Genomic DNA, 12,433 nt, shown 5'->3' with positions numbered 1-12,433 from the left:
GACCGTGATGTCTCCCGTTCTGCCTGCTTTCGATCCCGGCGACCCGTCGTGGCGCCGGCCACCGGTGACCGCGAAAGAACTGCGCACCGACGCGATCCTCGCCGCCGTGCTCTTCGTCGGCGCCCTGCTCAGCCTCATGCTGTACCAGGTCGCCGGTGTCTACGAGGATCCTGCACCGATGTGGGTGAGTCTCATCTGGGCCGTCCTCATCACCCTCCCGCTGGCCTGGCGACGCCGTTGGCCGAACATCGCAGCCGTCGTCGTGTCTGCCGCGTTCATCGGCGGCGGCGAGCTGCGCGTGCCCGAGTTGCTGATCTGCAACATCACCCTGTTCATGGCGCTCTACGCCGTCGGTGCGTGGGTGGACAACCGGCGCACGGCGCTCCTCGTGCGCTGCGGGATCATCGCGGCCATGCTGGCCTGGCTGGTTCTGGCCATGTTCCGCCAGACCACAGACCCCGACGCGCTCGAAGGTTTCTCGCGGGTGGGCATGTTCTCACCCCTCGTCGCTTTTCTCATGATCCAGATCCTCACCAACCTGCTCTACTTCGGCGGTGCATACTACTTCGGTGACCGCTCGTACGCCTCAGCCAGGCAGCAGGCCCTGCTCGAGTACCGCACCGAGGAACTCGAGCGCGAACGGGAACGCACCGCCGGCCAGGCCGTCGCCCTCGAACGGGTGCGCATCGCCCGTGAACTCCACGACGTCGTCGCTCACCACGTGTCGGTGATGGGTGTGCAGGCAGGAGCAGCCCGCACCGTTCTCGACTCCGACCCGCGGGCGGCACGAGACGCGCTCGCCAACGTCGAACTCGGCGCTAGGACCGCGATCGACGAACTGCAGAAACTGCTGCACACCCTTCGTGAGAACGACCAGGCGGATGCCGCGTCTCTCAGCGCATCCACCCTCGGCCTCGGTGCGATCGCGACGCTCGCAGCCGACTCGACGGCATCCGGCCTGCCGACGACGCTCGAAGTCGTCGGCACCCCGACCGAGGTCACCGGTCTGGTCAGCCTGAGCATCTACCGGATCGCCCAGGAAGCGCTCACCAACGCCCGCAAGTACGCGGGTTCTGCTGCGACCGCCGATGTGAGGCTCCGCTACCTCGATGGCGCTGTCGAGATCGAGGTGTCGAACACGGGCACTGTGCCGTCGAAACCGCGGGCGGGAGGTCTCGGCCATATCGGGATGCGCGAACGGATCGACGCCCTCGGCGGCACGCTCGAGCTCGGCCCGCGACCTCGCGGCGGATATCTCGTGCGTGCCCGGGTGCCTCTGGGTCGCCCGGTCGACAGCGCGGCGGATGCCGACTCTCACGGCGCTTCGGACGCCGGCGCTTCGGACGCCGGCGCGTCGAGCGAACGCCCACCCTCAGACGCGAGCACACCGAGGAGCACCCGATGACCGCGACCCGCGTCCTGCTGGCCGATGATCACGACATGGTGCGAGCCGGGTTTCGGATCATCCTCGGTTCCCAGCCCGACATCGAGATCGTCGGGGAGGCCGGTACAGGCGCCCAGGCTCTCGAGCGCGCCATCGCCCTGAACCCGGACGTCATCTGCATGGACGTGCAGATGCCGGACATGGACGGTATCGAGGCGACGCGTCTCATCGTCGCTGACGACTCGGTGGCATCCGCGGTGCTCATTCTGACGACCTTCGACCGCGACGACTACCTGTTCGAGGCGTTGCAGGCAGGAGCGAGCGGGTTTCTGCTCAAGAATTCGACGCCTGAGCAGCTCATCGATGCGGTTCGGGTGGTCGCGGCCGGAGACGCACTGCTGTCGCCTGGCGTGACCCGTCGGGTGATCGAGCGGTTCGGGTCGCAGCCGGCCGGCCAGGCAGAGCCCGCCCCGGACGCTCTCGACACCCTGACCGACCGTGAGGCCGAAGTGCTGCAACTCGTGGCTCAGGGAATGTCGAACGCTGAGATCGCCACCAGCCTCTTCGTGGGCGAAGCGACGGTGAAGTCACACGTGTCGAAGGTGCTGCAGAAGCTCGGCCTGCGCGACCGCATCCAGGCCGTGGTGTGGGCATACGAGAACCGCGTGGCGGTGCCAGGGGCGTAGCCGGGTGCCGCCTGGCTCGCGGCTCGTGGCTCGCGGGCGAACTACGCGCAGCCGTCACACCCGTTCGCGCGGCATCCTCAGCGCGGACAGCGCCGCGATGAGCAGGAACACGGCGGCGACGCCGAACGCGGCGGGGAATGACGCCACATCCACCAGCCAGCCGGCGACGAGCGGGCCGAGGATCGCGCCCAGGTCGCTCGCCATCGAGAAGAAGGCCACCGGTCGTCCACCACGGGCACCTGCCGTGGCATCACCGACCGCGGCCGCAGGCGCTGTACCCATGAACGCGGCGGCGATCCCGTAGACGCAGAGCAGCGCAGTGAGCACCGCGAAGTTCGGCGCGATCGAGACGCCGACCACGGTGACGGATGCCACGGCGTACGCCGCGAGGATCGCGGGGCGTCTCCCGACGGTATCGACGAACCGCCCCGCCGGCCCGAGCGCGACCGTCTGCACGACCGCGGCTATCGCGAACGCAACCCCGGTCCATGCGGGCGTTCCAGACAGCACTTCGACGACGAGCACCGGCACGAGGGCGCTTCGCACGCCCAGCGACGTCCACCCGTTCGCGAAGTTCGCGAGGCAGGCCGCACGGAACCGCGGGTCCCGCAACACCGTTCGGAGCGGCACCGCCGGTGCCGCTCCGGCGTCCTCGGCTGCTGCCGTCTTCGGACGCAGCAGAAGGATGCCGACCAGTCCGGCGATTGCGAGCGTGCCCGCGTAGAAAAAGAAGGGGGCGGTCAGCGAGATCGTGGCGAGCACCCCTCCGATCGCAGGACCGGCCATCCCGCCGATGAGGAATCCGCCCTGGTAGAAGCCGACCGAGCGACCGCGCATGCCCGGTGAGGTGGAGCGGAGCAGCAGCGTCATCGCCGACACGGTGAACATGGCCGAACCGATTCCGCCGGCGCCGCGCAACAGGAGGACCTCAACATAGCTGTGGGCAAGGCCGACCAGTCCGCTCGACACGGCGACGATCCCGATGCCGATCGCGAGCAGCATCCGCTCTCCGAACAGATCGATGAGGCGCCCGCAGAATGGGCTGGCCGCGAACCGCATCAGCGCGAACGCCGAGACGACGGCACCGACCTCGAGGTAACCGACGCCGAAACTGCTGACGTAGACCGGCAGAACCGGCACGACGACACCGAAACCGACCATCACGAAGAACGCGACGACTCCGAGCACTTTCACATCACGCGACAACCGAGGCCGGTCGGCCGGGAGGCGACGGAACAGCGGGACTCGGGGCACCAGCCCAGCGTAGGCCAGCCGCGTGGCTGGCCTCATGTCCCCCTCGCGGCGGAGCGCAAAGACCCGTCGGCAGGCGGATGCCGCTGTGCGCGTCGCAGACGTACGGTGGAGACACTGGTACAGAGGAGATCCCATGCTCGAGATTCGAGACGTCAACAAGAAGTACGGCACCAAGCAGGTGCTCACCGATGTCAGCTTCAACGTCCTCCCCGAGCGGATGACCGGCTTCGTCGGCGGCAACGGGGCGGGTAAGACCACGACGATGCGCATCATCCTGGGTGTGCTGTCGTCGGACAGCGGAACGGTCACGCTCGGAGGGAGCAAGCTCACACCCGCCGACCGGCGGCTGTTCGGGTACATGCCCGAGGAGCGCGGCCTGTACCCGAAGATGAAGGTCGAGGAGCAGCTCGTCTACCTCGCGAGGCTGCACGGCTTCACATCAGCGGCCGCCAAGAGGAACGCCACGAACCTCCTCGAGCAGCTGGGCCTCGGCGAACGCGCCAACTCCCCCGTCGAGAGCCTGTCTCTCGGCAACCAGCAACGCGCCCAGATCGCTGCAGCACTCGTGCACGATCCCGAGGTCCTCATCCTCGACGAACCCTTCTCCGGGCTCGACCCCATGGCCGTCGATGTCGTGGTCGGTGTGCTCAAGGACCGAGCCGTTGCCGGCGCTCCCGTGCTGTTCTCTTCGCACCAGCTCGACATCGTCGAACGTCTCTGCGACGACCTGGTCATCATCGCCGACGGCACCGTCCGCGCCAACGGGTCACGCGAGTCGATCAGGGCCAGCCACTCCACCCTGCGTTACGAACTGATCTCCAGCGGGGATGCCGGCTGGCTGCGCTCCGTCCCTGGCGTGAGCGTCATCGAGTTCGACGGCGGATACGCCCTCTTCGACGTCGACACCGAGCAGACCGCGCAGGCGGTCCTCCGGAACGCCATCGGCCGTGGCGACGTCGCCACGTTCGCTCCCCAGCATCCTTCTCTCGCCCAGATCTTCAAGGAGGTCATCCGATGACCACGACGGCCCGCACCCGCCCGGCTGCGCCCAGCCTCGCCCAGAGCACCTGGCTCGTCGCCGAACGTGAACTGACGATGCGGCTGCGCAGCAAAGCGTTCCTCATCTCGACGGGCATCCTGCTCGCGCTCGTGCTCGCGTCGATCGTGATCGGCGGGTTCGCCGCGCAGAACACCGACAAGACGCCGGTCGCGGTCGTCGGTGTGGCTGCCCAGTCGATTGCCGGTGTCGACGGTCTCGAGGTCACCGACTCCGACAGCGTCGAGGCGGCCACCGCACTCGTCGAGAATGGCACCGTCGACGCGGCCATCGTTCCGGATGGCTCGACTCCCCTGGGAATCGCGATCATCGCAGACACCGAAGTACCGTCGTCTCTGGTGGGCATGCTGAGCATGGCCCCTCCGGTGCAACTGCTCGATGACAGCGCCACCAACCCGCTCATCGCCTACCTCGTCGCTCTCGGTTTCGGCCTCGTCTTCTTCATGTCTGCGATGACGTTCGGTTCGACGATCGCGCAGAACGTCGTCGAGGAGAAGCAGACCCGTGTGGTCGAGATCCTCATGTCGGCGATCCCGGTGCACGCGCTCCTCGCGGGCAAGGTCGTCGGCAACTCGATCCTGGCCTTCGGTCAGATCGCGGTGATCTCAGCACTCTCGATCATCGGCCTCACGATCACCGGCCAGACCGATTTGTTGTCAGGGCTCGGCATGCCGATCGTCTGGTTCGCGCTGTTCTTCGCGATCGGGTTCATCCTTCTTGCGGCCCTGTTCGCGGCGACCGCCTCGATGGTGTCGCGTCAGGAAGACATCGGCTCGACCACCACCCCGGTGACGATGCTTGTCATGCTCCCGTACTTCCTCGTCATCTTCTTCAACGACAATCCGACGGTCCTGGCGATCATGTCGTACGTCCCGTTCTCAGCGCCGGTGGCGATGCCCGTTCGGCTGTTCCTCGGCAGCGCCGAGTGGTGGGAGCCGCTGCTGTCGCTCGCGCTGCTCACCGTCACCACCCTGGTGACGATCTGGCTCGGTTCGCGGATCTACCAGAACTCGCTCCTCCGGATGGGTGCGCGGGTGAAGCTCGGCGAAGCACTTCGCGGCTGACACGTCTTCGGGGGCCATTTCGGGAAACCCTAGTGACATGAGGATTGCTCAGGAATAGTCTGCGGTTCTACTCGGTGTCCACCCGAAGGGACCGTAATGACGTCTTCACTCACGCCTCACCCCGTCACCCGACGCGAACGGCAACAGACCCTCAACCCGCTCCGCTACCACGCGATGATCAACCCCGTGCGGATTCCGGAACCTGTCCACATCGAACCACAGCCCAAGCGCCTGAGCGTCACCGCTCTCGTGCTTGGGCTGTCGTCGATGCTGGTCGGGTTCACGGTGATCGTGCCGATCGCCGGCATCCTGTTCGGCCTGCTCGGCGTCGGGCTCGAACCGACCAGCAAACGGATGTCGGTCGCCGGCATCCTCGCCGCTCTGATCTTCGGGACCGCCTGGGCGGCCGTCACGCCACTTCTGCTGGACCTGCTCGTCGTCTGACCCTCGCCGGCGTTCGCCGGATCGACGAACGCTGGACGTGCGTGGCCGCGCCCACCAGACTGGACCAACACCAGGGAGGGTTCCATGTCGACGTCGCAGCTTCCGCCGCATCCGATCGAGGCAACACTGACGGATCTCGGGCAACGCTGGCTCCTCGCCGTCGAACGCACGTTGCCGCATTCCCCCCACGACGTCTGGGCTGCGCTCACCGAGCAGAGTCTGGTCAGTCGGTGGGCGCCGTTCGATCCCGACAGGGATCTCACCGAGACCGGCTTCGTCTCCCTCCCCGAAGCGGGAGTCGCGCATGCAGAAGACGAGAGCACAGAAGACTCGATCGGCACCATCGTCACCGTTTCGCCCCAGCGGATGCTGTCGCTCATCTGGGGAGGAGACCCTCTCGACATCGAACTGGCACCGACGGCGTCGAGCACCGTCGTGAGGCTGAGCCACACCTTCGACGACCGAGCCAACGCCGCGAGCTATGCGGCCGGCTGGCACCTCTGCCTCGCTGTCCTCGACGGCGTCGCCGGTGGGACGGATGTCCAGAGAATGGTGGGTGAGGCCGCGAAGCTGCATGGCTGGGACGACCTGCACGAGAAGTACAGCGAACTCTTCGGCGACTGAGAGACTAGAGGGGTGACTGACACCCTGCATGACGTGAACTCCCGTGGCTTCGCCTCCGACAACTACGCCGGCGCGCACGCCGAGGTGCTCGAGGCCATTGCCTCGGCGAACGGCGGCCACCAGACGGCATACGGAGCGGATGTCTACACCGACCGTCTCCAGAGCGTGTTCGCATCGCATTTCGGTGGTGGCGTGCAGGTGTTCCCCGTGTTCAACGGCACCGGTGCCAACGTCGTCGGCCTGCAGTCGATGCTCCCGCGCTGGGGTGCAGTGATCTCGGCATCGACCGCCCACATCAACGTCGACGAGAACGGCGCGCCCGAGCGGGTCGGCGGCATGAAGCTGCTCACCGTCGACGCGCCAGACGGCAAGCTCACCCCAGCGCTCATCGACCAGGAAGCGTGGGGCTGGGGCGACGAGCACCGAGCGCAGCCGCTCGTCGTCTCGATCACCCAGTCGACTGAACTCGGGACGCTGTACAGCGTCGACGAGGTGCGAGCGATCGCCGACCACGCCCACAGCCACGGGATGAAACTACACATGGATGGGGCCCGGCTGTCGAACGCCGCCGCGTCCCTCGGTGTTCCGTTCCGCGATTTCACCACGGATGCCGGTGTCGACGTTCTCTCCTTCGGCGGCACGAAGAACGGGCTTCTGTTCGGAGAGGCCGTCGTCGTTCTGAACCCGGAGGCATCCGACGGGCTGATCTTCCTGCGCAAGCTCAACATGCAGCTCGCGTCGAAGCTTCGTTTCGTTTCTGCCCAGCTCATCGCCCTGCTCGACGGCGACCTCTGGCTGCGGTCGGCGTCGCACGCGAACGCCATGGCCGCCCGCCTGCGCAACTCGCTCGACGACCTCGTCGCGACTGGCGCGATCACCGGTCTTTCCTTCAGCCAGCCCACGCAGTCGAACGCGGTGTTCGCCACCCTGCCGGCTGGCTCTGCCGACCGCCTGCGTGAGACCTTCCGCTTCTACGACTGGGATGCGACGAAGAACGAGGTGCGCTGGATGGCGTCGTTCGACACGACGGAAGCCGACATCGACGCCTTCGTCGACGGCATCCGGGCCGAACTCTCCCGCTAGCCTCCCCACAGAAACTCTTGCGAACCCGACGCGAAGAGGGCCATGCTTGACGCCATTGAGGGGGTCAAGCATGACGACACGTGATCCAGCCCGATCCATACTCCGGCGCAAGCCGATCGAAGAGATCGACGAGGAGAACAAACACAGCGGACTCTTCCGGAGCCTCGGCCTGTGGCAGCTCACCGCCATCGGCGTCGGCGGCATCATCGGGGTCGGCATCTTCTCGCTCGCCGGGCTCGTCGCCGCCGGCAGCGAAGACACCCCCGGTGTCGGGCCCGCCGTGCTCATCTCGTTCCTCATCGCTGGGCTGGCGTCGGCCGCAGCTGCTCTGTCCTACGCCGAGTTCGCCGGGATGATTCCGCGGGCAGGATCCGCTTATACCTACGGTTACGTGGCGCTCGGCGAGATCATCGGGTGGTTCATCGGCTGGGATCTCCTCCTCGAGTACATCGCGATCGTGGCCGTCGTGGCGATCGGCATTTCCGGGTACTTCGACGCGTTCCTCTCCGGCATCGGTATCCACATGCCGGACTGGATGACATCCACTGCCGACGAAGGCCGGGGAGGCATCGTCAATCTCCCGGCGATCCTCGTCTGCCTGCTCGTCACCTGGATCCTGAGCCGGGGTACCCGCACGTTCGGTCGGTTCGAGCTCATCGCCGTGGCCATCAAAGTCCTTCTCATTCTCTTCATCATCGGACTCGGGGTGTTCTACATCGACACCGCGAACTACGACCCGTTCATGCCCAGCGGGTTCGGACCCGTGATCGCCGGAGCAGCCACCGTGTTCTTCGCCGTGTTCGGCTACGACGCCATGAGCACCGCAGCCGAAGAGGCGACAGACGGCAAGAAGCACATGCCGAAGGCCATCATCCTGTCGCTCATCGTCGCGATGATCCTCTACGTCGCAGCGACCCTCGTGCTCACCGGGATGCAGAATTACACCGAGATCGACCCGACCGCCGGGTTTGCGTCAGCATTCCAGAACGTCGGTCTCCCTGTCGTCGCCACGATCATCTCCGTCTTCGCAGTACTCTCGATCCTCACCGTGATGCTCACGTTCCTGCTCGGAGTCACTCGGGTGTGGTTCTCGATGAGCCGCGACGGTCTTCTGCCCGGATGGTTCTCGAAGACCGACCGTCACGGCACTCCCCAGCGGGTGACCTGGATCGCCGGAGTCTCCTCGGCGTTCCTGGCGGGCGTGTTCCCGATCAAAGAAGTCGCGGACCTCACGAACATCGGCATCCTCGCCGCGTTCGTCGTCGTGTGTTCGTCGGTGATCGTCTTTCGCTACAAGAAACCGGATGCCCCGCGCACCTTCCGTCTCCCATTCATGCCCGTGGTTCCCGCGTTCGGCGTTTTGGCATCCCTGTTCCTCATGCTGCAACTGCACTGGGAGACCTGGGTGCGTTTCGGCGTGTGGCTGCTGATCGGCCTCGCCATCTACTTCCTCTACGGCCGACGGAACTCGCTGATGAACCCCGACAGTCCGAGGCACTCGGAGCGCGTCGGGGCGGCCCCGCCCGCCGACCGGTGATCGAGTAGCGACGCGTATCGCGATCGCGGGCGTCTCGAAACGGCGCCGGACGGTCTACACGGTGTGCGGGGTGCCGGCGACCAGCCGGTCGAAGAGAGCATTCTTGTCGGCGTCGACGACCCGACGGGATGCATCCGCGTCGTACCATTCGATGATCTCGCGGGCACCGTCGGTGAACAGCGTGCGCTGCGCGAAGTCGGGCACGAGGCTCTTGACCTTGCTGTTGTCGAACACCGACGAGTGGGTCTTGTCGCCGAGGAGTCCGTCGGCGAGGTCTGGCGCCGCTGCGGCGATCGCGTCGGTCGTGACGTGGGCGAGGATCGGCTCGACGCCGGCAGCGGACCCGAGCGCACGGTAGATGACATCCCAGGTGGGAGCCTCGTCGCCCGTGATGGTGAACGCCTCGCCGATCGCGGCCCGCTGTCCCAACAGCCCGACGAAACCGACAGCGAAGTCACGGGTGTGGGTGATGGTCCAGAGCGAACTTCCGTCGCCGTGGACGACGACCGGAACGCCGCGGCGCATCCGGTCGATGTCCGTCCAGCCGGCGAGGGTCGGCAGCAGGGTGCGGTCGTAGGTGTGTGACGGCCGCACGATCGTGACCGGGAAGCCGGACTGGCGGTACTCGGCGATGAGCGCGTCTTCGCAGGCGATCTTGTTGCGCGAGTATCCCCAGAACGGGTTCTGGAGCGGAGTCGACTCGGTGATGGGCAGGCGCGTCGGCGGGGTCTGGTACGCCGATGCCGAGCTGATGAACACGTACTGCCCGGTGTTCCCGCGCACCTGGTCGATGTGCATCTGGTCGGGGGTGAAGCTGAGGAAGTCGGCGACCACATCGAACGAGCGAGAGCCGATCGCGCGAGCGACGGCATCCGGGTCGCGAACATCGCCGGTGAGGGACTCGACGCCATCCGGCAACGGACGATCGGTCGATCGCCCGCGGTTGAGAACCGAGACGTCCCAGCCCTTCTCTACGGCCAGGGCCACGGAGGCCGAACTGATGACACCTGTGCCACCGATGAACAACACGCTTTTTGCACTCATGCGTCCATCCTCTCGCGAGTTGCTGTGTTTGCAGGGGTGTGACAGTCCGGCCACCCCCTCAAACCTGGCAACTCGCGAAGGTTACCTTCCGTTGCTCGGCGATTCGGCCGCGTGAGGGCGTGCGCCGTAACGTCTAAGGATGCCCGCCTCCGACGCCTCCGCCCCGACGATCACCAACCTGCTGACCGAGACGCGGCGGTACCCGGCACCCGACGCTTTCGCGGCGCAGGCGAACGTCACGGCCGCAGACTGGTCACGAGCCGATGCCGACCCTGACTCCTTCTGGGCGGATGCCGCGGCGCGGCTGGATTGGGTCGAGCCCTGGCACACGGTCTCCAGCTGGGATCCGGTCGCCGAAGGTCCGGACGGCGAACTCTCGGTGCCTGCGGCGGCATGGTTCGCCGGCGGCACACTCAATGTGGCGGTGAACTGTGTCGACCGCCACGTGGCCTCCGGGAACGGGGACAGAATCGCCCTCTACTTCGAGGGCGAGCCCGGCGACCGCCGTGCGATCAGCTACGCCGAGCTGCAGCGCGAGGTGTCGAAAGCCGCGAACGCGCTCGAAGCGCTGGGGATCGGCCAGGGCGACCGGGTCGTCATCTACCTGCCGGTGATCCCTGAGACAATCATCGCCACCCTCGCTGTTGCCCGGATCGGCGCCATCCACTCGCTCGTCTTCGGTGGCTTCAGTGCCGAAGCGCTGCGGTTCCGCGTCGAAGACACCGGGGCAAAGCTTCTCATCACGAGCGACGGCCAGTACCGGCGCGGGCGGGCCGTCGCCGTGAAGGGCAACGCGGATGCCGCCGTCGACGGTGTCGACAGCATCGAACACGTGCTCGTGGTGCGTCGCACCGGCGACGCGACCCCGGCGATCGCCTGGACGCCTGGGCGCGATGTCTGGTGGCACGACGTCGTCGACACCGCTCCGGAGCGTCACGACGCGCAGGCGTTCGACGCCGAGACTCCGCTCTTCATCATCTACACCTCTGGCACGACCGGAAAGCCGAAGGGACTCGTGCACACGTCGGGTGGATACCTCACCCAGGCCTCGTGGAGCCACTGGGCCCTCTTCGATGCCAAGCCTGGCGACGTGTACTGGTGCACGGCAGACCTCGCCTGGGTCACCGCTCACACCTATGAGATCTACGGCCCGCTGTCGAATGGTGCCACCCAGGTGATCTACGAAGGCACGCCGAACTCGCCGCACACCGCCAGGCACTTCGAGATCATCGAGCGGTACGGCGTGACGACGTATTACACGGCGCCCACGCTCATCCGGACGCTCATGACCTGGTTCCCTGACGGCGTTCCTGCTGGGTATGACCTCTCATCGATCCGGCTGCTCGGCACCGTCGGCGAGGCAATCAACCCGGAGGCGTGGGTGTGGTTCCACTCCCAGCTGGGCGGCGGACGCGCACCGATCATCGACACCTGGTGGCAGTCAGAGACAGGGGCAGCGGTGATGGCCCCTGTGCCGGGAGTCTCAACGCTCAAACCCGGGTCGGCGAACCGGGCGTTGCCCGGCCTGTCAACGCTCATCGTCGATGACGATGGCAAGCCGGTGCCGTTCGGAGAGGGTGGGTACCTCGTCATCGACCGCCCCGGACCAGCACTTGCCCGCACGGTCTGGGGCGACCCGGAACGCTACCGCGACTCCTACTGGTCCCGCTTCTGGAAGCAGGGCTACTTCTTCTCCGGCGACGGTGCCAAGTGGGATGCCGACGGCGACATCTGGGTACTCGGTCGCGTCGACGACGTGATCAACGTCTCCGGCCACCGACTGTCGACGATCGAGATCGAGTCGTCGCTCGTCGCACATCCGCTCGTCGGCGAGGCGGGGGTCGTCGGTGTGACGGATGCCCTCACCGGGCAGGCCATCGCGGCGTACGTCATCCCGGCGACGCGCTCCGCGGGACAGGAGACGGAGCATCCGGACTACTGGCTGGCGTTGCGGGCCGAACTCGCGGAGCTGCTGCGGTCGCACGTCGCTCAGGCGATCGGACCGATCGCGAAGCCGCGAGACGTCATCCTGGTTCCCGACCTGCCGAAGACCCGTTCGGGAAAGATCATGCGTCGACTGCTCGGCGACATCTCCGACGGCCGGCCACTCGGTGATGTGACGAGCCTGCAGGACGAGACCGTACCCGCCAGGATCGAAGCGATCGTGGTCGCATCCGCTCGCCCGACCAGCTGACGCTTCGCCCCGCGCACGGCGAAATTCCACGAATGGCCCCATCAGACACCCGCGAGCCCTCC

The 12,433-nt window shown here is 66.6% G+C and carries 11 protein-coding genes; 9 read left to right on the top strand and 2 right to left on the bottom strand.

Going from position 1 to position 12,433, the window contains the following annotated elements; genetic code table 11:
- The first annotated feature begins 7 nt into the window (after positions 1 to 7).
- A complete protein-coding gene (locus IWX78_RS08280) occupies positions 8 to 1,405 on the top strand; it encodes a sensor histidine kinase (protein ID WP_196833263.1) in 1,398 nt (465 codons plus the stop codon).
- Positions 1,402 to 2,070: a response regulator gene (locus tag IWX78_RS08275; protein ID WP_196833045.1), complete on the top strand. Its 669-nt coding sequence runs from the start codon at positions 1,402 to 1,404 to the stop codon at positions 2,068 to 2,070. The genes IWX78_RS08280 and IWX78_RS08275 overlap by 4 nt, the downstream gene beginning before the upstream one ends.
- 54 nt (positions 2,071 to 2,124) lie before the next feature.
- Here the strand turns inward: IWX78_RS08275 and IWX78_RS08270 are convergent, their stop codons facing one another.
- The gene (locus IWX78_RS08270; RefSeq protein WP_334684637.1) at positions 2,125 to 3,324 is read right to left on the bottom strand and encodes an MFS transporter; all 1,200 of its coding nucleotides are present in this window, start codon (positions 3,322 to 3,324) and stop codon (positions 2,125 to 2,127) included.
- 133 nt (positions 3,325 to 3,457) lie between these two features.
- Between IWX78_RS08270 and IWX78_RS08265 the strand changes: the two genes are divergently transcribed.
- The 6 genes from IWX78_RS08265 to IWX78_RS08240 all read left to right on the top strand — a co-directional run bounded on the left by IWX78_RS08265 (position 3,458) and on the right by IWX78_RS08240 (position 9,133).
- Positions 3,458 to 4,342: an ABC transporter ATP-binding protein gene (locus tag IWX78_RS08265; RefSeq protein ID WP_196833043.1), complete on the top strand. Its 885-nt coding sequence runs from the start codon at positions 3,458 to 3,460 to the stop codon at positions 4,340 to 4,342.
- A complete protein-coding gene (locus tag IWX78_RS08260; protein ID WP_196833042.1) occupies positions 4,339 to 5,445 on the top strand; it encodes an ABC transporter permease in 1,107 nt (368 codons plus the stop codon). The genes IWX78_RS08265 and IWX78_RS08260 overlap by 4 nt, the downstream gene beginning before the upstream one ends.
- A gap of 96 nt (positions 5,446 to 5,541) precedes the next feature.
- On the top strand, positions 5,542 to 5,889 hold the full coding sequence (locus IWX78_RS08255; RefSeq protein WP_196833041.1) for a hypothetical protein: 348 nt from the start codon (positions 5,542 to 5,544) through the stop codon (positions 5,887 to 5,889).
- A gap of 84 nt (positions 5,890 to 5,973) precedes the next feature.
- Entirely contained in the window at positions 5,974 to 6,513 is a 540-nt protein-coding gene (locus IWX78_RS08250; RefSeq protein WP_196833040.1) for an SRPBCC domain-containing protein, read from the top strand.
- Between the two features lie 12 nt (positions 6,514 to 6,525).
- The gene (locus IWX78_RS08245; protein WP_196833039.1) at positions 6,526 to 7,596 is read left to right on the top strand and encodes a threonine aldolase family protein; all 1,071 of its coding nucleotides are present in this window, start codon (positions 6,526 to 6,528) and stop codon (positions 7,594 to 7,596) included.
- Between the two features lie 70 nt (positions 7,597 to 7,666).
- Positions 7,667 to 9,133, top strand: a complete 1,467-nt coding sequence (locus IWX78_RS08240; RefSeq protein ID WP_196833038.1) for an amino acid permease — start codon at positions 7,667 to 7,669, stop codon at positions 9,131 to 9,133.
- A gap of 54 nt (positions 9,134 to 9,187) precedes the next feature.
- Here IWX78_RS08240 and IWX78_RS08235 read toward each other — a convergent pair whose 3' ends face one another.
- Complete coding sequence (locus IWX78_RS08235) at positions 9,188 to 10,177, bottom strand: NAD-dependent epimerase/dehydratase family protein (protein ID WP_196833037.1); 990 nt, start codon at positions 10,175 to 10,177, stop codon at positions 9,188 to 9,190.
- Positions 10,178 to 10,316: 139 nt separating this feature from the next.
- Between IWX78_RS08235 and acs the strand changes: the two genes are divergently transcribed.
- A complete protein-coding gene (gene acs / locus IWX78_RS08230) occupies positions 10,317 to 12,371 on the top strand; it encodes an acetate--CoA ligase (protein WP_196833036.1) in 2,055 nt (684 codons plus the stop codon).
- The last annotated feature ends 62 nt before the right edge of the window (positions 12,372 to 12,433 follow it).

The sequence above is a fragment of the Mycetocola sp. CAN_C7 genome, from assembly GCF_015752285.1.
Lineage (GTDB): Bacteria > Actinomycetota > Actinomycetes > Actinomycetales > Microbacteriaceae > Mycetocola_A.
This window is presented reverse-complemented; position numbering and strand designations above follow the sequence as displayed.